General features: G+C 66.4%; 21 protein-coding genes. 11 read left to right on the top strand and 10 right to left on the bottom strand.

Annotation, left to right across the window (positions count from 1 at the left end; genetic code table 11):
* Positions 1–228: 228 nt before the first annotated feature.
* From gltB to ACH49N_RS22780, 4 genes are all read left to right on the top strand, one after another.
* Positions 229–4827: a glutamate synthase large subunit gene (gltB, locus tag ACH49N_RS22765; protein WP_358274650.1), complete on the top strand. Its 4599-nt coding sequence runs from the start codon at positions 229–231 to the stop codon at positions 4825–4827.
* On the top strand, positions 4820–6271 hold the full coding sequence (locus ACH49N_RS22770; protein ID WP_159918480.1) for a glutamate synthase subunit beta: 1452 nt from the start codon (positions 4820–4822) through the stop codon (positions 6269–6271). The genes gltB and ACH49N_RS22770 overlap by 8 nt, the downstream gene beginning before the upstream one ends.
* A 184-nt stretch (positions 6272–6455) precedes the next feature.
* Entirely contained in the window at positions 6456–7370 is a 915-nt protein-coding gene (locus ACH49N_RS22775) for a cutinase family protein (protein ID WP_358274801.1), read from the top strand.
* A 33-nt stretch (positions 7371–7403) separates the two neighbouring features.
* Positions 7404–7838, top strand: a complete 435-nt coding sequence (locus tag ACH49N_RS22780) for a thioesterase family protein (RefSeq protein WP_358274648.1) — start codon at positions 7404–7406, stop codon at positions 7836–7838.
* A 73-nt stretch (positions 7839–7911) separates the two neighbouring features.
* Here the strand turns inward: ACH49N_RS22780 and ACH49N_RS22785 are convergent, their stop codons facing one another.
* The gene (locus tag ACH49N_RS22785; RefSeq protein ID WP_358274647.1) at positions 7912–8820 is read right to left on the bottom strand and encodes an SDR family NAD(P)-dependent oxidoreductase; all 909 of its coding nucleotides are present in this window, start codon (positions 8818–8820) and stop codon (positions 7912–7914) included.
* Positions 8821–8851: 31 nt separating this feature from the next.
* Here ACH49N_RS22785 and ACH49N_RS22790 point away from each other — a divergent pair, with 31 nt between their 5' ends.
* From ACH49N_RS22790 to ACH49N_RS22800, 3 genes are all read left to right on the top strand, one after another.
* A complete protein-coding gene (locus ACH49N_RS22790) occupies positions 8852–9349 on the top strand; it encodes a hypothetical protein (RefSeq protein ID WP_358274645.1) in 498 nt (165 codons plus the stop codon).
* 61 nt (positions 9350–9410) lie between these two features.
* Positions 9411–9704 (top strand): putative quinol monooxygenase, encoded by a 294-nt coding sequence (locus tag ACH49N_RS22795; protein WP_358274644.1) that lies wholly within the window; start codon positions 9411–9413, stop codon positions 9702–9704.
* Positions 9705–9714: 10 nt separating this feature from the next.
* Entirely contained in the window at positions 9715–10413 is a 699-nt protein-coding gene (locus ACH49N_RS22800) for a dienelactone hydrolase family protein (RefSeq protein WP_358274642.1), read from the top strand.
* On the opposite strand, the gene ACH49N_RS22805 is transcribed toward ACH49N_RS22800, so the two are convergent.
* Positions 10391–10960 (bottom strand): dihydrofolate reductase family protein, encoded by a 570-nt coding sequence (locus ACH49N_RS22805; RefSeq protein WP_358274799.1) that lies wholly within the window; start codon positions 10958–10960, stop codon positions 10391–10393. The genes ACH49N_RS22800 and ACH49N_RS22805 overlap by 23 nt on opposite strands.
* 37 nt (positions 10961–10997) lie before the next feature.
* Here ACH49N_RS22805 and ACH49N_RS22810 point away from each other — a divergent pair, with 37 nt between their 5' ends.
* Together ACH49N_RS22810 and ACH49N_RS22815 are read left to right on the top strand one after the other, a co-directional pair.
* Positions 10998–11522 (top strand): class I SAM-dependent methyltransferase, encoded by a 525-nt coding sequence (locus ACH49N_RS22810; RefSeq protein WP_358274640.1) that lies wholly within the window; start codon positions 10998–11000, stop codon positions 11520–11522.
* Between the two features lie 58 nt (positions 11523–11580).
* On the top strand, positions 11581–12942 hold the full coding sequence (locus ACH49N_RS22815) for an Hsp70 family protein (protein WP_159918485.1): 1362 nt from the start codon (positions 11581–11583) through the stop codon (positions 12940–12942).
* Between the two features lie 38 nt (positions 12943–12980).
* Here ACH49N_RS22815 and ACH49N_RS22820 read toward each other — a convergent pair whose 3' ends face one another.
* The 4 genes from ACH49N_RS22820 to lysX are packed head-to-tail and all read right to left on the bottom strand — an operon-like array spanning position 12981 to position 18431.
* Positions 12981–13580, bottom strand: coding sequence for a histidine phosphatase family protein (locus tag ACH49N_RS22820; protein ID WP_358274637.1), 600 nt, complete (start codon positions 13578–13580; stop codon positions 12981–12983).
* A 5-nt stretch (positions 13581–13585) separates the two neighbouring features.
* The gene (locus ACH49N_RS22825; protein WP_397504772.1) at positions 13586–14422 is read right to left on the bottom strand and encodes an alpha/beta fold hydrolase; all 837 of its coding nucleotides are present in this window, start codon (positions 14420–14422) and stop codon (positions 13586–13588) included.
* Entirely contained in the window at positions 14419–15099 is a 681-nt protein-coding gene (locus ACH49N_RS22830; RefSeq protein WP_358274635.1) for a DUF998 domain-containing protein, read from the bottom strand. The genes ACH49N_RS22825 and ACH49N_RS22830 overlap by 4 nt, the downstream gene beginning before the upstream one ends.
* Positions 15096–18431: a bifunctional lysylphosphatidylglycerol synthetase/lysine--tRNA ligase LysX gene (gene lysX, locus ACH49N_RS22835; RefSeq protein ID WP_358274634.1), complete on the bottom strand. Its 3336-nt coding sequence runs from the start codon at positions 18429–18431 to the stop codon at positions 15096–15098. Before lysX ends, ACH49N_RS22830 begins: the two co-directional genes overlap by 4 nt.
* A gap of 110 nt (positions 18432–18541) precedes the next feature.
* Here lysX and ACH49N_RS22840 point away from each other — a divergent pair, with 110 nt between their 5' ends.
* The gene (locus ACH49N_RS22840; RefSeq protein ID WP_159918489.1) at positions 18542–18769 is read left to right on the top strand and encodes an RNA-binding S4 domain-containing protein; all 228 of its coding nucleotides are present in this window, start codon (positions 18542–18544) and stop codon (positions 18767–18769) included.
* Here ACH49N_RS22840 and ACH49N_RS22845 read toward each other — a convergent pair.
* Complete coding sequence (locus tag ACH49N_RS22845) at positions 18760–20121, bottom strand: dipeptidase (protein ID WP_358274632.1); 1362 nt, start codon at positions 20119–20121, stop codon at positions 18760–18762. The genes ACH49N_RS22840 and ACH49N_RS22845 overlap by 10 nt on opposite strands.
* Before the next feature lie 62 nt (positions 20122–20183).
* Positions 20184–20654, bottom strand: coding sequence for a ribonuclease E activity regulator RraA (gene rraA, locus ACH49N_RS22850; protein WP_358274630.1), 471 nt, complete (start codon positions 20652–20654; stop codon positions 20184–20186).
* A 178-nt stretch (positions 20655–20832) separates the two neighbouring features.
* Here rraA and ACH49N_RS22855 point away from each other — a divergent pair, with 178 nt between their 5' ends.
* The gene (locus tag ACH49N_RS22855; RefSeq protein WP_358274629.1) at positions 20833–21510 is read left to right on the top strand and encodes a TetR/AcrR family transcriptional regulator; all 678 of its coding nucleotides are present in this window, start codon (positions 20833–20835) and stop codon (positions 21508–21510) included.
* 34 nt (positions 21511–21544) lie between these two features.
* Here ACH49N_RS22855 and ACH49N_RS22860 read toward each other — a convergent pair whose 3' ends face one another.
* Positions 21545–21946, bottom strand: a complete 402-nt coding sequence (locus ACH49N_RS22860; RefSeq protein WP_159918492.1) for a hypothetical protein — start codon at positions 21944–21946, stop codon at positions 21545–21547.
* 305 nt (positions 21947–22251) lie between these two features.
* Positions 22252–22440 (bottom strand): acetyl-CoA carboxylase biotin carboxyl carrier protein subunit (locus ACH49N_RS22865; RefSeq protein ID WP_397504773.1); only part of this gene is annotated, 189 nt, incomplete at its 5' end.

Raw genomic sequence — 22440 nt, forward strand, 5'->3', positions numbered from 1 at the left:
TGTTTCTTCGGGGGGTCTGAATTATCGTTTTCGTTACACGTTGGACCCACGAAAGTCCGACCCGACCGAAAAGCCACGTCGCCTGGTGCGAGGACCACACCCAGCGTGCTGCAAAGGGCGATAGCCGATCGGTGGTGCCGATCACATCCTGACGGTACTTGCATTGCAAGGTGATGGCCATCAGCGCTGCTGGTCGTCGGTGCATCTTTTGGCATACGAAGGCTAGGTATGAAGCAACTTCCAGGCCCCCAGGGGCTGTATCACCCGGCGAACGAGCACGACTCCTGTGGCGTCGCGTTCGTCGTGGACATGAAGGGTCGCCGCAGCAGGGACATCGTCGAGAAGGCGATCACCGCTCTGGTCAACCTCGAGCACCGTGGTGCCGCGGGCTCCGAACCCAATACGGGTGACGGCGCCGGCATCCTGATCCAGGTTCCGGACGCGTTCTTCCGCGCTGTGGTCGACTTCCCGCTGCCCGCCGCGGGCACCTATGCCACGGGCATCGCATTCCTGCCGCAGAGCAAGGCCGACGCGCAGCGTGCGTCCGACGCCGTCGAGAAGATCGTCGAAGCCGAGGGACTGAAGGTCCTCGGCTGGCGCGAGGTCGCGACCGACGACTCGTCGCTCGGCGCTCTGGCACGCGACGCGATGCCGACGTTCCGGCAGATCTTCATCGGCAGCGAAGGTGACTCCCTCACCGGCCTGGACCTCGAGCGCAGGGCGTACGTCGTCCGCAAGCGCACCGAGCACGAGCTGGGTAGTGAAGGCGCCGGCAAGGACGGGCCGGGTCGCGAGACCGTCTACTTCCCGAGCCTGTCGAGCCAGACGTTCGTCTACAAGGGCATGCTCACCACCCCGCAGCTCAAGGGTTTCTACCTCGACCTGCAGGACGAGCGCGTGGAGTCGGCGCTCGGGCTGGTCCACTCCCGCTTCTCCACCAACACGTTCCCGTCGTGGCCGCTGGCCCACCCGTTCCGACGGGTCGCGCACAACGGTGAGATCAACACCGTCACCGGCAACGAGAACTGGATGCGTGCCCGCGAGGCGCTCATCGACAGCGACGTCTTCGGTGGTCGGGAAAACCTCGAGAAGATCTTCCCGGTCTGCACCAACGGGGCCAGCGACACCGCGCGCTTCGACGAGGTGCTCGAGATGCTGCACCTCGGTGGTCGTAGCCTGCCGCACGCGGTCCTGATGATGATCCCCGAGGCGTGGGAGCATCACGAGAGCATGGACCCCGCCCGTCGGGCGTTCTACCAGTACCACTCCACGCTCATGGAGCCGTGGGACGGCCCGGCGTCCGTCTGCTTCACCGACGGCACCGTCATCGGCGCGGTCCTCGACCGCAACGGGCTGCGTCCCTCGCGGTTGTGGGTCACCGAGGACGGCCTGGTCGTCATGGCCTCCGAGGTCGGCGTTCTGCCGATCGATCCGGCCACGGTCGTAAAGAAGATCCGGCTCCAGCCCGGCCGCATGTTCCTGGTCGACACCGATCAGGGCCGCATCATCAGCGACGACGAAATCAAGTCGGAGCTCGCCGCCGAGCACCCGTACCAGGAATGGCTCGACCAGGGCCTGACCCACATGGACGACCTGCCGGAGCGCCCGTACACCTACATGTCGCACGAACGTGTGGTGCTGCGTCAGCAGATGTTCGGGTTCACCAACGAAGAGGTCAACGTCCTCGTCAAGCCGATGGCGGCCTCCGGTGCGGAAGCACTCGGCTCGATGGGTACGGACACCCCGATCGCGGTGCTGTCCTCCCGGTCGCGGATGCTGTTCGACTACTTCTCGCAGCTCTTCGCGCAGGTCACCAACCCGCCGCTCGACGCCATCCGCGAGGAGGTCGTCACCAGCCTCGGCGGAACGATCGGCCCCGAGCACGATTTGCTGCACCCCACGGCGGAGTCCTGCCGGCAGATCTACTTGCCGCAGCCGATCCTGCACAACGACGATCTGTCGAAGCTCATCCACGTCAACGACGACGGCGGATTCCCGAGCTTCCGCAGCGTCATCGTCCGCGGTCTGTACCCGGTGGCCGAGGGCGGTGCGGGTCTGCGCAAGGCGCTCGACGACGTTCGCTACCAGGTCTCCGAGGCCATCGCCGGTGGTGCGCGCATCATCGTCCTGTCCGACCGTGAGTCGAACGAGACGTACGCACCCATCCCGTCGCTGCTGCTGACGTCGGCCGTGCACCACCACCTGGTGCGCGAGAAGACCCGCACCAAGGTCGGTCTCGTCGTGGAATCGGGTGACGCCCGCGAGGTGCACCACATGGCGCTCCTCATCGGCTTCGGTGCAGCGGCCGTCAACCCGTACATGGCGTTCGAGACGGTCGACGAGCTGTTCCGCGGCAACGAACTGCAGGGCCTGAGCCTCGACAAGGCCATCCAGAACTACATCAAGGCCGCGGGCAAGGGTGTGCTCAAGGTGATGTCCAAGATGGGCATCTCGACCCTCGCCTCGTACACCGGTGCGCAGCTGTTCCAGGTGATCGGCCTGTCGCAGGATCTGGTGGACGAGTACTTCTCCGGCCTGAACTCGAGCCTCGGTGGTATCGGTCTCGACGAGATCGCCGCCGACGTCGCGGTCCGGCACTCCAACGCGTACCTCGACCGTCCCGAAGAGCGCGCGCACCGCGAGCTCGAGGTGGGCGGCGAGTACCAGTGGCGTCGTGAAGGCGAGTACCACCTGTTCAACCCGGACACGGTGTTCAAGCTCCAGCACTCCACGCGCACCGGCCAGTACGAGGTGTTCAAGGAGTACACGAAGCTGGTCGACGACCAGTCCGAGCGCCTCGCAGCGCTGCGCGGCCTCTTCGAGTTCAAGAAGGGTGTGCGCGAGCCCGTCCCGCTGGACGAGGTCGAGCCGGCCACCGAGATCGTCAAGCGCTTCTCGACCGGTGCGATGAGCTACGGCTCCATCTCCGCCGAGGCGCACGAGACCCTGGCCATCGCCATGAACCGCCTCGGTGGCCGTTCCAACTCCGGTGAGGGCGGCGAGCATCCGTCGCGCTTCGAGCCGGACGAGAACGGTGACTGGCGCCGGTCCGCGATCAAGCAGGTCGCGTCGGGACGCTTCGGCGTCACGTCGCACTACCTGACCAACTGCTCCGACATCCAGATCAAGATGGCGCAGGGAGCCAAGCCCGGTGAGGGCGGCCAGCTGCCGGCGCACAAGGTGTACCCGTGGGTGGCCGAGGTCCGGCACTCCACACCCGGTGTCGGCCTGATCTCGCCGCCCCCGCACCACGACATCTACTCGATCGAGGATCTCGCACAGCTGATCCACGACCTGAAGAACGCGAACCCGCAGGCGCGGGTGCACGTCAAGCTGGTGTCCGAGGTGGGTGTCGGCACGGTCGCCGCGGGTGTCTCGAAGGCGCACGCGGATGTCGTTCTGATCTCCGGTCACGACGGTGGCACCGGAGCCACCCCACTGACCTCGGTCAAGCACGCCGGCGCGCCGTGGGAGCTCGGCCTCGCCGAGACCCAGCAGACGTTGCTGCTCAACGGCCTGCGCGACCGCATCGTGGTGCAGGTCGACGGACAGCTCAAGACCGGCCGTGACGTCATGGTCGCCGCGCTCCTCGGCGGCGAGGAGTTCGGTTTCGCGACCGCTCCGCTGGTGGTGTCGGGCTGCATCATGATGCGGGTCTGCCACCTCGACACCTGCCCTGTCGGTGTCGCGACGCAGAACCCGGTGTTGCGCAAGCGGTTCAACGGCAAGCCGGAGTTCGTGGAGAACTTCTTCCTCTTCATCGCCGAAGAGGTCCGCGAACTCATGGCCGAGCTCGGCTTCCGGACACTCGACGAGGCCGTCGGCCAGGTCGGCGTGCTCGACACCACCAAGGCGCTCGAGCACTGGAAGGGCAGCAAGGCCGGCAATCTCGACCTGTCGCCGATCCTGCACCAGGCCGAGTCCGCGTTCATGGATCAGGACCTGTACTGCACGGGTACCCAGGACCACGGTCTCGACAAGGCGCTCGATCAGCAGCTGATCGCCCAGAGCCGCGACGCTCTCGACAAGGGCGCCAAGGTGTCGTTCGAGTCGCCGATCACCAACGTCAACCGGACGGTCGGCACCATGCTGGGCCACGAGGTGACCAAGGCGTACGGCGGTGAGGGACTGCCCGACAACACGATCGACATCACGTTCACCGGCTCGGCCGGTAACAGCTTCGGTGCTTTCGTGCCCAAGGGTATGACCCTGCGGCTGCATGGCGACGCCAACGACTTCGTCGGCAAGGGTCTGTCGGGTGGACGCATCGTGGTTCGTCCTCCGCTGGAAACCGCGGCCGGGTTCGTCGCCGAGGACAACATCATCGGCGGCAACGTGATCCTGTTCGGCGCGACCAGCGGTGAGGCTTTGCTGCGCGGCGTCGTGGGCGAGCGGTTCGCGGTACGTAACTCCGGTGCCACCGCGGTGGTCGAGGGAGTCGGCGACCACGGCTGCGAGTACATGACGGGCGGCAAGGTCGTCATCCTCGGTGCGACGGGACGCAACTTCGGCGCCGGCATGTCCGGTGGCGTGGCCTATGTCTTCAACCCCGACAAGGCGTTCGAGGACAACCTCAACACCGAACTGGTGGACCTCGAGGATCTGACGGGTGACGACTTCACCTGGCTGAAAGCCGCTATCGAGCGTCACCGCGACGAAACCGGTTCGGAGGTTGCCGCGCGCATCCTGTCCGACTGGTCACAGCAGGTCAATCACTTCGCAAAGGTGATGCCCCGCGACTACAAGAAGGTGCTCTTGGCCATCGAGGCCGCGAAGAAGGATGGAAAGAACGTGGACGAGGCAGTAATGGAGGCAGCTCGTGGCTGATCCAAGCGGCTTTCTGAAGCACCCGTCACGCGAACTGCCCGTTCGCCGTCCGGTGCCATTGCGTCTGCTCGACTGGAACGAGGTGTACGAGGAGTTCCCGAAGGAAAACCTCCGCACCCAGGCGAGCCGGTGCATGGACTGCGGTATTCCGTTCTGCCACAACGGCTGCCCCCTCGGGAACCTGATTCCCGAGTGGAACGACCTGGTATACAGGGACCGTTGGCACGACGGCATCGAGCGGCTGCACGCCACCAACAACTTCCCGGAATTCACCGGGCGGCTGTGCCCCGCACCCTGTGAGGCGTCGTGTGTCCTGGGCATCAACCAGGATCCGGTCACCATCAAGCAGGTCGAGGTCGAGATCATCGATCGCGCATTCGACGAGGGCTGGGTCACGCCGGTGCATCCCACCCGGTCGACGGGCAAGAGGGTGGCGGTCGTCGGTTCCGGTCCTGCGGGTCTGGCTGCAGCGCAGCAGCTGACGCGTGCCGGTCACCTGGTCACCGTGTTCGAGCGGGCCGATCGTATCGGCGGTCTCCTCCGCTACGGCATCCCCGAGTTCAAGATGGAGAAGCGCCACATCGACCGCCGTCTGGACCAGATGGAGGCCGAGGGCACCGTCTTCAAGACGAATGTGAACGTGGGCGTCGACATCTCCGCCGACGAGCTGCGCGAGCAGTTCGACGCCGTTGTGTTGGCGGGCGGTGCCACCGCGGCTCGTGACCTGCCGATTCCCGGGCGCGAATTGGACGGCATCCATCAGGCGATGGAGTACCTGCCCATCGCCAACCGTGTGCAGCTGGGTGACCTCGAGGAGCCCACCATCACCGCCGAGGGCAAGAAAGTTGTCATCATCGGCGGCGGCGACACCGGCGCGGACTGCCTGGGCACCTCACACCGTCAGGGTGCGGTCAGTGTTCACCAGTTCGAGATCATGCCGCGTCCGCCCGAGACCAGGGCCGAGCAAACCCCGTGGCCGACGTACCCGCTGATGTACCGGGTCGCGTCCGCGCACGAGGAAGGCGGCGAGCGCCTGTTCTCCGTCAACACCGAGAAGTTCGTCGGTGTCGACGGCAAGGTGACGGCGCTGCACGCCCACGAGGTCGAGATGAAGTCGGGCCGCTTCGAGAAGGTGGAGGGCTCGGATTTCGAGCTCGAGGCCGATCTCGTGCTGTTGGCCATGGGCTTCGTCGGCCCCGAAAAGCCGGGACTGCTCACCGATCTCGGTGTCGACCTCAACGAGCGCGGCAACGTCGCCCGCTCTGCGAAGTGGGCCACCAACGTCGACGGCGTCTTCGTGGCCGGCGACATGGGACGTGGACAGTCGCTCATCGTGTGGGCCATTGCCGAGGGTCGCTCCGCCGCTGCGGCGGTCGACGCCTACCTAGAGGGTGAGACGGCCCTGCCGTCTCCGGTCGAGACCACCAGCGCACCCCAGCGCTAGTTCAGTTCGTTATCCACCAGCACCCCGGCGTTATATTTTTCGCCGGGGTGCTGGTTTCGGGTGCGCCGGTCGGTTTTGCTCGGTAACGTTCATTTACCGATCGTGCATCTTCAGGTCACGTCGGCCTGGCAGCATCCCGTCTGCAGGTCGACGAAGGGGAGAAGAAGAGTTGAGGGCCATGGCAATGAAACGGGTTATCGCAACTTTGACCGCAACGGCTGCAGCGGTGGCCATTCCGGTGGTCTCGGGCGTGGTCGGCACCAGCGCGGTAGCGAACGCAGACCCGTGCCCGAGCCTGTACGTGGTGGCGATTCCGGGAACGTGGGAGACGTCCACCAAGGAGAACGTCCGGCCCACCCCCGGCCTGCTGTCGGCGGTCACGAACGGGTTACCGTCGAATATCCGCACCGACTACGTGACCTACGCCGCCACTGCCTTCCCGTGGGAAGGCGATGTGTACGGGCGTTCGAAGGCTCAGGCGGTAGACAACGCCCGCGGGATGCTCGTCAACATGTCTCAGCAATGCGCCGGAACCAAGCTTGCGCTCATCGGCTACAGCCAGGGCGCTGATGCTGCGGGTGACCTCGCGGCCGAGATCGGCACGGGCCTCGGCGCGGTGCCTGCCGACAAGATCGCTGCCGTCGGACTCGTCTCCGATCCCCGTCGTTCGCCCACCGACGCGCTGGTCGGTCCTCCCGTCGCCGGTGGGGGCGCCGGCGGACCTCGCATCGGCGGTTTCGGCTGGGTCAGCCAGAACACCCGAACCTTCTGCGCATACGGCGACCTGTACTGCTCCACCCCGAAGGAAGACTTCGTGACCCGGCTCGCCGGTTTCCTCGCGCAGACGTCGGACCCGACGCCGTCGCTGCTCGGGCGGTACCAGGCGGAGGCTGAAGCCATTTGGCGTGACCTCCTCGACGCCGGCGGTGTCCCCACCCTGATGGCTCAGTTGGACGAACAGGCCAACCAGAGGCGGATCGACGAGCTCGAGCAGTTCTACAAGTCGCAGGCCCATCAGGATTACACGCGATACGCGGTCGACGGTGCCGGAACGTCGGCCACCAACTGGCTCAGGAACTGGTTGCGCGACGTGGCGTAGGTCGAGCCGGGCGCGGCAGGAGAAGATGATCCGATGACGGACACTCCTGCCGCGCCCGGTTACGACGCTTTCGTCACCGTTCGGTGGTCCGATATGGACGCCTTTCAGCACATCAACCACGCCAGGATGGTGACGTTGCTCGAAGAGGCGAGGATCGACTGGTTGCTCAGTGAGGGCACCGAGAATTCGTCTCTCATCACCAGCGCGTTCATCGCCGACATCCACGTCAAGTACCGGGCTCAGCTGACGCACTCGGACAGTCCGTTGCGGATCACCATGTGGATCGCGAAGCACAGGGCCGTCGACTTCACCATCGGTTACGAGGTCCGGGGTGCGCGGGCCGGCCGTACCGATCCGCCCGCGGTCACCGCCACCACCCAGATGGCCGTCGCCGACGTCGACGCGCAGCGGCTGCGGCGTATCAGCCCCACCGAACGCGAGTACCTCACCCGCTGGTCCCGTGCGTGACAGTGCCGAGCGCGGGTGCACCTGGGCGTTACACGCGGCGGCGTGACCGTGTGGGAACCGCTACCCGTGACGATCAGCCCAAGTCGAAACGCGCACCGAGTCGCATGCTGCCGGGCGCCAGCCGGCTCAACGCGCGGCCGAACTTGGCCTCGGGGGTGACCGGGACCACCGCCCTGTTCGACCTGACGGCTTTCAGGATCTGTGTGGCCACCCGATCGGGTGTGAATCCACGCTTGCGGTAGAACCTGTCGGATCGGGACCGCATCTCTTCCTGTTTCTCGGGGGTGGTCCCGGCGACGTCGGTGTTCCTGACGATGTTGGTGTGGACGATGCCGGGGCAGATGGTGCTGACGCCGATGCCGTGGTCCACCAGTTCGGCGCGGAGACAATCGGAGAGCATGTAGACGGCGGCTTTGCTGGTGGCGTAGGCGGTGAGTCGTTTCTGCGGGGTGAAGGCCGCCGCCGAGGACAGGTTGACGATGTGTCCGCCCGTTCCGCGCTCGATCATCTGCTCTGCGAAGACCCGGCAGCCGTAGACGACTCCCCAGAAGTTGACGTCCATCACGCGCTCGAATTCGCTCTGTGGCGTCGCGGTGAAAGTGCCGGAGTAGCCGATTCCCGCATTGTTGACCACGACGTCGGGGGTGCCGTGCTGTGACTGCACCTCCTCGGCGAACCGCCGCACCTCCTCTTCCACCGCCACATTCACCCGGTAGGCATGCGAGCCACCGCCGAAGATCGCGACTGCGCCGCCCCCCTTCATCTGCGCCGAATTGATGAGGTCCGCTGTGTGCTGCGCCGATTCGAGGTCGAGGTCACCGACCACGACCACCGCACCCTCGGCGGCGAACGCGAGTGCGGTTTCGCGGCCGATTCCGCTACCGCCACCGGTGACGACGACGAGCATGCCGTCGAGATCACGCAGTCGACGGTGCTTTCGCGAACCGGTACGCCAACCCTTGACCTCACTGAGAAGACTCATGGAACCATCTTGTCCGAGTACCGTCGATCGTGTGCTGATCTGGTACGTCAGTTATGGGTCGAACATGGCGACGACGCGTCTCGCCTGCTACCTGCGCGGTGGTTGCCCGCCCGGCGGCAACCACTCTCATCGCGGTGCGCGCGACACCAGCGAACCTCGCGAATCGATCCCTGTGGTGATCCCCGGCTCGGTGTTCTTCGCGGGGGAGTCGCGCATTTGGGGCGGCGGACGCGCCTTCTACGACCCGGATGCGCCCGGGACCGTCGCGGCGCGCGCCTTCCTCGTGACGCAGGAACAGTTCGAGGACATTCGCGCCCAGGAACCGGCCTGTTACGACCGGCTGGTTCCTCTGGGAACTCGCGACGGCATCGTCATGTGCACGTTCACCACCCGGGCCCGGGGTGACGTGGTCACGCGGAATGCACCAGCCCCCGCCTACCTCGCGACCATTGCGGACGGACTTCGTGAGGGCCACGGCTGGGATGATCCGCGCGTCGAGGATTATCTGACGCGGCTCCGGGTTTCCTAGCAACAACATGTGTGCTTACGTGATACGGGCCACATCCGGTGGCCGTCACGAAAGGAAGTCGATGTCCGATCTGTATGTCGTAGCGACCATTCCTGCCAAGCCGGGCTCCGAGGACACGGTGCGAGACGGCCTGTCCTCTCTCGCGGCGGAGAGCCGCAAGGAGGAGGGCTGCGTCTCGTACGAGTTGTTCGAATCTGCCGCGCAACCCGGGACCTTCGTCACCGTCGAGGTGTGGGCGAACCAGGCGGCCGTCGACGCGCACATGAAGTCGCCGCACTTCCAGTCCGCGGTCGCCGTTTTCGGTGAGCATCTCGCGGGCGCACCCGCAATCCATCCGCTGAAGCCGGTGTCCTAGAGTCCGTTCGGTGACCACACCCCTGACCAGTGTTGTTCCCGAAGGCCGTAGTCGGGGAGGCGTCATCGTCATCCAGGAGGCCTTCGGGATCACACAACACATCGTCGACGTCTGCTCCCGATTCGCCGACGTCGGCTACCACGCCGTGGCGCCCCATCTCTTCCACCGGGCCGGTGACCCGGTGCTCGGCTATGACGACCTGAAAACGGCCATGCCGCTGCTGGGCACGCTCACGTCGGCACAGATCGACGAGGACGTCGATGCCGCCGTTGCCGCTCTGTCGGATGCCGGGATCGACGCGGGAAACACGGCGATCGTCGGATTCTGCATGGGTGGCACGGTCGCCTTCCACACCGCGGCGCGCCGGAAACTCGGCGCCGCGGTGAGCTTCTACGGTGGCGGCGTCGAGAAGGGACGGTTCGGCTACCCCTCGCAGCTCGATGCCGCGGGACAGCTGTCGACTCCCTGGCTGGGGCTGTTCGGTGATCGTGACACGGGGATTCCGTCCGAGCAGGTCGAGGAGTTGCGGAACGCTCTGTCGCAGGTACCGGTGGACACGGAGATCGTGCGGTACCCCGACGCCGAGCACGGATTCAACTGCAACGACCGCCCGGCCGTCTACAACGAGGCAGCCGCCCGGGACGCGTGGTCACGGACGGTCGACTGGCTCGGCACCCACCTGCAGGTCAGCAGCGGCGGAATCGGCTGACCGTGGCCCCGCTCGGGTAGCCCTTCCGGTCGGTGAGCTCGAAGGCCGTCGGCTCGAAGTCGGTGTCGAACATGGGCGTTCCGCGACCGGCCACCACCGGATATTGCTTGATCACCAGCTCGTCGATCTCCGGAAGCAGAGCGCCCGCAAGCTTTCCGCCTCCAGCGAGCCACACACCGAAAGTGCTGTCCTCGGCCTTGAGCTGCCGGACCTTCGCGAGTGGGTCGGTAATCACTTCGACGGCGGGGTCGGAACTGGCGCCGAGCGTGCGTGAGACGACGTACTGGCGCAGGTGCGCGTACGGACTGGTGATTCCGGCTGCGAGCGCCGGCTCGTAGGTCGAACGGCCCTGGATCACGGTGTCGAAATGCTTGTTGACCCCGTCGACTGCGAACTGCTCCCGTAGGTGGGTCGGAATCGTTTCCGGGTAATCCTGCGCCATGAAACCGATGATGTCGTCGAGCATCGGAAAGAAGCCGACGTCGCCGTCCGGGGCGGCGATGAAACCGTCGATGGTAATGCCGACGAAGTAGGTGAGTGCGCGCATCATGTCCTTACTGTGGTAGCCGTCGAAGGGTGGTGAGATGGCAGTTCCCAACATTCCTGCCCGGATCCGTTGTGTCGTCGAGCGGTTGAGGGTGGATCCGTCCGATCGGATCCTAGAGGTGGGCTGCGGACCCGGCGTGGCAGTTTCTCTCGTGGCCGACAAACTTCTCGACGGGCGGATCACGGCAATCGACCGGTCCGCCACCGCGATAGCACGAGCTCAGCAGCGTAACGAGGCCCTGTCGGCGCTCGGCAGAGTGGAACTCCAGAAGACCGAACTGGCCGGATTCCGCTGCGCCGATGCGTCGTTCGACAAGGCCTTCGCTGTCAACGTCAATGCCTTCTGGACACGCGACGCGACCGAAGAGGTCCGGATTCTGTGGGAGGCCCTGCGTCCCGGCGGCATCCTGCACCTCGTCTACGACGGCACCGAAGCGATGCACGACGACGCTAAGTCGCATCGCATCGTGAACGCTGTGACCCAGGTTTTGCGGCGAGAGGGGTTCGAGGTGAGTGCTGACACGGGAAACCCGCTGTGCATCACCGGGAAGAGGCCGGACTGACCTGCGAACACCCCTCTACCTCAGCGCGGCTCGTGACCGAACCGTTATAGTCGGTCTCATGACTTCGGTTCTGGGTGTGTCGGTCGGTGCCAGCGCTGTGCGCGTCGCGTGCCGTGACGCAGCCGACTCGGTTGACGCGACCGGGCCGATCTTCCGCTCGACAGCGGTAGCCGCAACCCTCGAACGGCCCGAGGACGTGGCTGCCGAATCCATTGGAACTGCCCTGGGAGACGGCGAAGACCTGGGAGAGGTACAGGCCATTGGCGTGGCCTACCAGGACGAGGCGCAGGCCGATGCCGTCGAGGCCGCTTTGGCCCGCGAACACATCGGCAACGTTCATCTCGTGCCTGAAGTGACCGCCGCACTCGAGATGCTCGAGGTGTCGGGTGACCTCGGGAACCATTCGACGCTGGTGTTCTACGACCTCGGCAGTTCCGGACTCACCGTTACCGTCGTCGAGCGCTCCACCGGGACGGTCCTCGACAGTGCCCGCACGGACGAGATCAGCGGTGACCTCGTCGACCGCTTGATTCGCGACCAGCAACTCGAACTGCAGAAGATCGCGCAGCCCGCCGACGAAGCTGCGGCACTCGAACTCGACGCCCGGTGTCGCCTCGCGAAGGAGCAGCTTTCCAGCACAGGTGCGGTGTGCGTGCCTGGTGACGGGGGCCTGCTGCTGCTGTCGCAGGACACCTTCGAGTCGCTCATCCAGGGACCGGTCGAGACTTCCGCTCGGATCACTCGCGATGTGATCCACCGGTCCGGGCGTATGCCTGACGCCGCGGTCCTCATCGGTGGTGGCGCGTACATTCCGCTCGTCACCTCGGTGATGGAGTCGTGGCTGAAAATTCCGGTGATCGTCCCGGAGCAGCCGGAACTGGTGGCGGCTGAAGGTGCCGCACTGTTGGCCCAGCAGGCACCCGCCGAGGTGGTCGCAGTGCCCGAGCCCCCGAAATCCCGCCGCCGCGGCGCCGTCCTCGCCGGTGGAGCCCTCGCCGCGGTAGCAGCCCTCGGGCTCGTCCTCGGGGTGGGCGCCGACGTCTTGGAGGGGTCGGAGAAGGACCCGCAGCCGGACCCGACCGAGCCGGAAGCTCCGGCCCCAGTCATCGAGAACGCGACACCACCCGCAATGACGTCGGCCACGGCCGCCGACCTTCCGTCGCCCGTGCCGCCGCAGGTGGATACCGAAGCGGAGGCGCCTACGACGGGCGCTGCCCGAACCGAGGCCTACAACACCCCGTATGTGCAGCCCCCGACCGCCGCGCAGCCCGACAGCGGGACGCAAACCGATGTGAGCAGGAACGAGCCGGCACCGGCCCCGTCCCCACCGCCGCTCATCCCCGGCCTACCGCAGCTTCAGCTGCCTGTTCTCCCGCCGCCGGCCCCGCTACCCGAGCTACCGCGAATTCCGGGTCTCTAGTCGCCGAACGCCCGGTGGCCGAGCCTCACACGTCGTCGCTAACGCCGCAGCATGTCCCGGACGTGGCCGGTCTCGTTCACCGAGGCCACCCGTCGCTCGCCGCTGCGCGAGACGAGAACGCGCGTAACCGAGACGTACTCGATGGGGAACACGAGGGGACGGTCCAGGCCCAGCAGCTCCTGCAGGTACACGTTGATGACACCGCCGTGTGCGAATATCGCGACGGTATCGCGGTGGTCGGACTCCTGGACGACCCGGCCGAGCGCATCGAACACCCGCGTGCGGAAGGCGTCGGCGTCGATCCCCGCGGGAAGTTGGCCCGCCCGGATGCGGGCGTACGCTTCGGGCGCCCGCGCCTCGGCTTCGTGGAACGGGATGTAGTGGTCGAGGTCGTAGTCGTACTCGGCCAGCCCCTGGTCCTGCGTGACGGGAAGGTTGAGCGCCTCGGCGAGTGGCGCGGCCGTCTCCAGGGCGCGGCGCTGCGGGCTGCTCACGATCCGGGCAATGCGGTACGGACCCAATGCGGCAGGCAGTCGCTTGGCCTGGGCCTGCCCGTCCTCGGTCAAGACGGGATCAGCTCGTCCCTCGGACGTGGTCACGAGCTCCGGTAGCGCATGTCGGATCAATAGCAATTGCACGACGATCAGCTTGCCAGTTCCCGGATCAGTGCCGCGACCTGGCCCGGTTGGTCGATCATGGCGTGGTGACGGGCGGGTTGCACGACGCGGAAGGTGGCGCCGAGACGCTCGGCGAACTGTCGTTGGCGCCGAACCCACTCCCACCCCCACGGGGTCCGATGACCGGTGTGTGCGGCGGCCACGAGCACGGGGACCGACATCGTGACGGTGGCGCGCAGGGCGGCAATCTCCTCGGCGAGGGCCGGATACGACGCGTTCTCGACCACTGACGACTCCAGATATGCGGGCTCACGGTAGATCCGGGCCACCCACTGCCGAGTCTCGGACGTTATTCCACCCGGCGGCGTCGACTGGTTCAGCACTGCTCGAACGGTCGGGCCCAGAAGTCGCTGCAGCCCGAGCCGGCTCGACGCGCGGGCCACCCACCGGCCGGTTGCCACCCTCCAACGGGTCGGAATGACGCGGTGGGGTCTCAGAGTGATGGTCGCGTCGAGCAGCATCACACCGCCCGTGCGCTGGGGAAACAGCCGAGCGAAGGCCTCGGCGTAGATGCCGCCGAGCGAGTGCCCCACCACGACGGCCGGTGCAGTGCAGCCGAGCGCGTCGAGTACCGCGACGATCCTCTCCGCTTCACCGCGGGCCGTGGGTGGTGTGGCGGAGGCGGGGCTGAGCCCGTACCCGGGTCGATCGATTCGCGCGACGAGGCAAGAATCGGAAAGCAGTGCGGTGACGTCATCCCAGTCGAACCAGTTGCCGCCGAGACCGCCGTAGAGGACGACGGGAAGTCCGGTGCCGTCGACGACGACGTGCACTCCCGCGACCATTTCCCCAGGACGTTTCACGTGGAACCATCATTTTCGCCGGTCACGTGCAGCACGCTGAGTGATACGAAGATCAGCCACCCGCTGAAAGCGAGCAGCTGCACACGCTGGCCCAGTCCCAGCCACAGGTCGTGCTCGCCGCGAATCGCGGCCGCTGCCAGGGTCCAGGCGGTGCCCACGACGACAACCGCCGACACTGCCGCCCCGGTCAGCGTCAACCAGCGCGGCCAACCGTAGAGACAGGCCGCCAGCGCGAAAGCGAGCGCCGACACCACACCGCCCGTCGACGCAGACGTACTGGTGACGGCATGCAGTTCATGCGACAGCGGCAACTGACCCGAATCCTCACGGGCAGCGCAGAGGGGATCCGAGGTGACCGCACAGCTCATCGGCATCCGCGAATCGAGGGCGGTGGCGACCCCGAACACGCACAACGCGAACCACCCGATCGCGGTCGCCCACCCTTGCGAGTACCGCCACAGTCCGAGGACGCCCGCCACCGCGACGGTGCAACCCGCCACCAGGTCACCCGTACGGAACAGGGTGCCGTGTCGTTGGTCGGTGGCCGCGAGTTCGCTCGCGAAACCACGCAGCGGGTCGATCTCGGTGTCCACGACGAACTCCAGAAGCCACGACGAGTAAGCCACTGCTCCAACGATCAGCAGGGCGGCCACCGCAACGCGGCCACGGGAGGTCACTGCTTCGGTTTGGCCAACGGAAAGGCGAGGGTCTCCCGGATACTGCCGCCGGTGATCAGCATGACCACGCGGTCGACGCCCACGCCGAGTCCGCCGGTCGGGGGCATGGCGTGTTCGAGCGACTGCAGGAAGTCTTCGTCGAGTTCCATCGCCTCCTCGTCCCCGCCGGCGGCGAGCATCGACTGCTCGGTGAGACGGTTCCGCTGGTCGACCGGGTCGGTGAGTTCGCTGTACGCGGTACCGAGTTCGACCCCCCACGCCACCAGGTCCCACTTGGCCGCGACTCCGGGAATGGTGGGATGCGGACGCGTGAGCGGCGACATCGACGTCGGGAAGTTGGTGTAGAAGGTGGGGAACTCGGTGTAGTCCTCCACCAGGTGCTCGTACATTTCCTGGGCCACGGCCCCGGCGTCCCACGTCGACTGGTACGGAATGTCGTGATCGTCGCACAGCCGTCGCAGCTCCACGAGCGGTGTCTCGGGCGAAACGTCGACCCCGAGTTTCTCGGCCACGGCCTGATGCATCGTCTTCACGGGCCATTCCCCGGAGATGTCGATCTCCACCATGGTGCCGTCGGGTCCCGGGCGCATGATGACTTCCCGTCCGTGGGCCGCGATCGCCGCCGTCTGGATGAGCTGGCGGCACAGCACCATCATCTTTTCGTAGTCGCTGTGCGCCTCGTAGGCCTCGAGGATGGTGAACTCGGGATTGTGCTTGAAGTCGACACCCTCGTTGCGGAAGACCCGGCCGATTTCGAAGACCTTCTCCATCCCGGCGACGCAGAGCCGCTTGAGGTAGAGCTCCGGGGCGATCCGCAGGTACAGGTCCAGGTTGTAGGCGTTGATGTGCGTGAGGAAGGGCGCCGCGTTGGCGCCGCCGTGTACCTGCTGCAGGATCGGTGTCTCCACCTCCAGGAAGCCACGCTCACCCAGCGAATCACGCAACGACTTCACGACGGCGCTGCGGGCCTCGAGAAGCCGACGGGCGTCGGTGTTGATCATCAGGTCCACGTATCGCTGGCGCACCCGGGTTTCCGGGTCCGACAAGCCTTTCCACTTGTCGGGAAGCGGGTGCAGGCATTTACCGGTCATCCGCCATTCGTTCGCCAGTAGCGACAGCGCTCCGCGGCGGCTGTAGCCGATGACACCGGCAACTTCGACGAGGTCGCCGAGGTCGAATTCGGCGGCGAACGCCCGGATGCGTTCGGTCCCCACCCGGGCTTCGTCGACGAGGACCTGGATGTCTCCGGACCAGTCCCGGACCGACGCGAACACCACACCGCCGTAGTCCCGCAGGCGGAGTACGCGACCGGCGATGCGGACGGTCGTTCCTTCGGGGGATTCCGCCGCGGCGGCCACCGTATGAGTGGGCGGATACGCGACCGGGTAGGGGTCGATCCCCTCCTGCGCGAGTGTCGCCAACTTGTCGAGCCGGACCCGAACCTGTTCGGGGCGTTTCGGTCCGAGGCTCGCCGCCGGACTACCGTCGCCGGGGGCGCTGCCGTCCGCGTGCAATCCCTCCGCGGCGACCAGACCTGCGGGCACGGCGGCGTGAGTTCCGGTGTGCTTGACGGCGTCGCCCGCTGTGGAACGCCCGAATCTGGGCAAGGTGACGAAGCCTTCGGCGATTGCCGACGCGAATCCGACGCGCAGCAATTCCCGGTTGTCCTCGAAGCACAGGTAGCGCGGGACCCATTCGGGTTGGTACTTCACGTTGGAACGGTAGAGGGCCTCGAGCTGCCACCACCGGGAGAAGAAGACGAGGATCGACCGCCAGATCCGCAGGATCGGTCCGGCACCGATGCGTGATCCCTCCTCGAACACCGACCGGAACACGGCGAAGTTCAGGGACACCTTCGTGATGCCGAATTGGTCGGAGTTGGTGGCCAGTTCGGTCACCATCAACTCCACGACTCCGTTGGGAGAGGTGGGTTTGCGACGCATCAGGTCGAGCGAGACTCCGGACGGACCCCACGGTACGAGGGACAGGATTCCGACGATGTCGTCGTCCGCATCGATGGCCTGCACCAGAAGGCAATCACCGTCGAGGCGGTCACCGAGCCGTCCGAGGGCCATGGAGAAGCCGCGTTCGGTTTCGGTGTCGCGCCAGGCGTCGGCGAGCCGGATCGTTTCGGCCATCTCCTCGGCGGGAACGTCTCGGTGCCTGCGAATCCGCACCGTGACGCCTTGGCGCCGCACGCGGGTGACGGCCTGGCGTACCTGCCGCATGTCGCGCCCGCTGAGGTTGAACTCGCGGGTGCGGAGAATGGCCTCGTCGCCGAGTTGCAGCACGGTGAGACCGGCCTTGGCGTAGGCGGTCGCGCCGGTTTCGCCCGCTCCCATGACGGCGGTGGCCCACCCGTATCGGGACGCGAGGGCCTGCCACGCCTCGATCGCGTGGGGCCAGGCCTCGGGGTCGCCGATGGGGTCGCCGCTGGCGAGGCAGACACCGATTTCCACCCGATAGGTGATCGCCGCCTTGCCGCTGGGAGCGAACACCACCGCCTTGTCGCGGCGTGTGGCGAAGTAACCGAGGGAGTCGTCGGCGCCGTACTGCAGCAGCAGTCCGCGCAGCGCCGACTCGTCGTTTCCGGTGAGTGCGTTGTGGGAGCGCTGGGCGCGGAACAAGGTCACCACGGCGGCCAGCAGGGCGGCGGCCCCGAACAAGCCGAGAAGGGTGTTGACGAAACCGTGTGGCCTGCCGGTGAACTGCTCGTTGTCGACGGCGGCGAGCGCGGTCACCCGGTTGAGAGACCACAGGAAGCGTTCCCCGGGTGGGAGGGTGCCGGGGAAGAGTTCGACCAGCCCCCACCCGACGAGTGTGCCCACGGTCAGGCCGATGAGCAGCACGCCGAGGGCTTTCCACCCGGCGCCGCGGCGGACGCGGGTGTAGAACTCCGAACGGGCAGCGACCAGAATCCCGATCACTGCGAGTTGCACGGCGGCCGCGACTCCGGCGTTCCAGTTGCGGTCGGTGATCGCGACCACGATGTTCGCCACCATGAACAGGCCCAGGTACACCGTGAGCAACCACCAGGCGATGCGTTTGCGGCTGGCGAGCGCGGCAGCGAGCAAACCCACCACCAGGGCCCAGGACAGGCTCGTGTCGGGAGCATCGAAGTAGTAGCTGTCGACGTACTCGCGCGGCACGTGCACGTAGTAGCGCAATACCGGCGACAGACTCCACAGGAACACCAGCACCGAGAAGACACCCAGAATCAGCCCCGCGACATGCGGAACCTGATGCAGGCGGCGGTTCCCGGAACCCGGGGCGGGACGGGCCCGCGGTGGGGCGGGGACAACCTCGGACGTGGTCTCGGTGCTAGCTGACATCGAGCGTTCCTTCCCGGCACGAGATGCGTACTGATCACTGCGGACAGGTGTGCTGTGTCCTAGTGTGATGCGTCGGACCGCTGTTCGTGGTGAAGAGGGAAGATAGAGGCATGTCCGACATTCACGAAGCCGTGCCGATCCGCGACGAATCCATTCGTCTCGGCCAGTTCCTCAAGCTCGCCAACCTCATCGAGTCGGGGGCCGAAGCCAAAGAGGTGATCGCTGACGGTCTGGTGTCGGTGAACGGCGAAGTCGAGGTCCGCCGCGGGCGGCAGCTTCGTGACGGTGACGTCGTCGAGATCGGGGGGATGACGGCGCAGGTGAGCTCTCAGGCCTGACGCCGGGCGGTGTCGGCCGCGAACCGCTGCAGGAACGTCGCTTCTGCGACGGCGAGTTTCTCGATCTCGCCGGGATCGACGCTCTCGTCGGGCGCGTGGATCCGGCTGCGCGGTTCCTCCACCCCGATCAGGGCGATCTCGGCGTTCGGGATCATGTCGGCCAAGACGTTGCACAACGGGATCGAGCCGCCTTGCCCGACGGATCCCATCGGCTTGCCGAAGGCCTCTTCCATCGCCTTGCCGAGTGCGGCGTATCCGGGGCCGTCTGTCGTTGCCCGGAACGGCGAGCCCACCGCTTCACGTTCCACCGTCACGCGCGCACCCCACGGCGCGGCGTTCTCGAGGTGCTTGACCAGGGCGTCCTGCGCTTCCAGGGGATCCATTCCGGGCGGCACCCGCAGGTTCAGCCGGGCCGATGCCCGGGGCGTGACGGCCGCGGCCGATCCGACCACCGGTGGGCAGTCGATGCCGAGCACGGTCAGCGCGGGTCTCGCCCACACCGCGTCGGCGACCGAGCCCGTACCGGCGAGCCCGACCCCGTCCAGGACGCCGGCGTCGGCACGGAACCGCTCGGCGGGGTAGTCGACCCCTGTCCAGGTCTGGTCCGATGCGAGGCCGTCGACCACCGTGTTCCCGTCCCGGTCGCGCAGCGTCGACAGCATCTGGACGAGGGCCGCCACCGCGTCGGGGGCGGGACCACCGAACATCCCCGAATGGACTTCACCGGCCAGGGTTTCCACGTGCACGACGACGTTCGCTATTCCGCGCAGGGTGGTGGTGACGGTGGGATTTCCGGCTTCGGAATTGCCGGTGTCGCCGATGAGGATCATGTCGGCGGCGAACAATTCCGGCCGTTCTTCGACGAGATTCTCCAGCCCGCCGGTGCCCATTTCCTCGGAACCTTCGGCGACGATGCGGATCCCGACCGGGAAGGGGGTGCCGAGTGCCCGCAGCGCCAACAGGTGCATGACGAGGTTGCCCTTGCAGTCCGCAGCACCGCGCCCGTACCAGCGGCCGTCACGTTCGGTCAATGTGAACGGCTCGCTGTGCCACAGTGTCTCGTCGCCGGGCGGCTGAACATCGTAGTGGCAGTACAGCAGGACGGTGGGTGCGCCCGGAGGCGCCGGCTCGTGGCCCACCACGGCGAGGGATCCGTCGGACGTCTCCAGGAGTTCGACGGACCCCACCCCGGCCCCGAGAAACGCGTCCTTCACCCATTCGGCCGCGCGGCGGCACTCCTCGGGCGGGAATTGCCGTGGATCGGCCACCGAAAGCAGGGCGACGAGCGCCGCCAGTTCGTCCCGGGCCGTGGGCATCAGCTCCGCGACCTTGGTACGAATGTCGTCCGACATCAACGCCTCCTCGGGGATGGGTCTCTACGTCAGGGCCGGTCACTCGCGCGACCAGCGGCCGGTCAGCGAACGACGACACCGTCCTGATCGCTGTACACGGTCTCGCCGGGGTTGAAGGTCACTCCGCCGATGTCGAGGGGAACGTTCTTCTCGCCGGATCCGGTCTGGGTGCTCTTGCGGGGATTAGTGCCCAGCGCCTTGACGCCGATGTCGAGGGTCTTCAGGATGGCCGAGTCGCGAACCGCACCGTTGACGATCACCCCGGCCCAGCCGTTGTCGACGCCGCGGCCGGCGATGATGTCTCCGACCAGTGCCGTATGGATGCTGGCGCCGCCGTCGACGACCAGCACTCCACCGTTGCCCGGCTCGCTCAGCGTCTGCTTGACCAGCAGGTTGTCCTGGAAGCACTTGATCGTGGTGATCGGTCCGGAGAACACGTCGCGCCCACCGAACTGGATGAACTGCGTGTCGCAGCTTCGGATGTCGGGGCCGATCTCGTCTGCCAGGTCTGCGGTTGCCACGGGTTCAGTCATAGGCGTCAGGATAGTGGGACGACTCTGCGACGAGCGCGTGCCGTGACCCTTGCCGTGACTATGGCCGTGACCATTGCCGTGGCAGGCACCACCGGGCTCCCTCGCTGCAGCCCTTGGCGTAGTACCGCAACAGCTACACTTGACGCGTCCTGGCATAGCGAGCGGTAGATAGGTCATCATGGTCAGCTCATCCAAGGGTGCGACGCCCACCGTGGTCGGCAATGCAGCAGACTGGCGCCGCCTCGAACCCACGAAGTTGACGCCGATCCTCAGCGCCTCTCTCGACGCATTCTACGAACACGGCTTCCACGGCACCTCGGTACGGGACATCGCCCGCCGAGTCGGTGTCACGGTACCCGCTCTCTACTACCACCACGAAAACAAGGAAGCCGTTCTCCTCGCTCTCCTGGAGCTTTCCACCAGCGACGTGCTGGAACGGGCGCACGCGGCCAGTGCCGACGGCGGGGACGACCCCGTTCAGCGACTCGCCAATGTCATCGAGGCAATCGTCCTGCGGATGACCATGCGATCCCGTCTGGCGGCGCTCGAGAGCGAGGTGCGCTACCTGAGCCCGGAGAACCGGCAGCGGTACAGCACGGTCCGCAAAGGTGTCGAAGAACTGGTCCTCGAGATCGTCAAGGAAGGCAAGAAGCGGGAGCTCTTCGACGTCGCCGATGCCGCGGAGACCACGCGGGCGCTGCTCGGGATGTGCCAGTCGATCCCGCGGTGGTACCACGCCGAAGGCAAGCTGACCCCGGACGCCGTGGCGCGCAAGTATGTAGAGATCGCCATGAAGACCGTCGGATCCACGGTGGCTCCCGCCAAACCGAAGCGCAGGCGCACCGCCGAAGTGTGACGGGCTGTGCGCCTGGCTTCGGCGCGAATCCGGTCTACGAACCCAGACTCGGTCCCTCGACGACGTCGAATTCTGTTGTGGTGGTCGCCGGTTCGTCGCTGTTGGGTGGGTCGTAGGTGAACTCGGCGACGTATCGGCCGGCCTCATGGACGCGGGTTGCGACCGTGGCGCCACCGAGTGTGAGGGGAAGGGTCCGGGTCGTTACGTCACCGTCTGGTTCCGTGAGTTCCAGAAGAACCGGTGTGGTGCCGTCTTCGCCCGTCGGTGTCGGCATCACGAGTACGCCGAGCGTCACGAGGTTGTTCGCGTAGACGGTGCCGATCGGGGGCAGAACGTTGATCTGGTATGCGGTGGCTGCGGTTGCTGTGGGAGCCAGCCCCACCGTGGCCGCACCGGCCAACGCGGCAATGGTCATGGTCGCTCGCGAGAAGTTCATGCACGATCCCTTCCTGTCGAGGGCGTCTCAGACCGCAGTCACGTTACGGCAGGGAAGGGGTGAGTCGATGGATCTTCACCGCGTGTTCGAGAACAGTTCGACCGCAGGAGTTTCCGGATCACCGCACCCGAAAACTCTTGAAGGTGAGGCGGTATCCGTGCTCTTCATACCCGGAGTGCGCTGCACAGGGGGCGTTTCGGGGAAGGTGTCCGCTTTCGCGACCTTGTACCGGGGTGGCGGCCGCTGTCCACGGCCGCCACCCGTGAGTACTTCTCACCAACGGGCGGTTGAGAAGTACTCACAAGCTATTTGAGTTCGGCGAGGACGGTGCCCTGGGTGATGGCGGCGCCGGGTTCGACGGTCAGTCCGGTGACGATGCCGGCCTTGTGGGCGTTGACCGGGTTTTCCATCTTCATGGCCTCGAGGACGGCGATGAGGTCGCCCTCGGCGACTTGTTGGCCTTCCTCGACGGCGACCTTGACGACGGTGCCCTG

The organism is Rhodococcus sp. NPDC019647 (assembly GCF_044389235.1).
GTDB classification, from domain to species: domain Bacteria; phylum Actinomycetota; class Actinomycetes; order Mycobacteriales; family Mycobacteriaceae; genus Rhodococcus_F; species Rhodococcus_F oxybenzonivorans.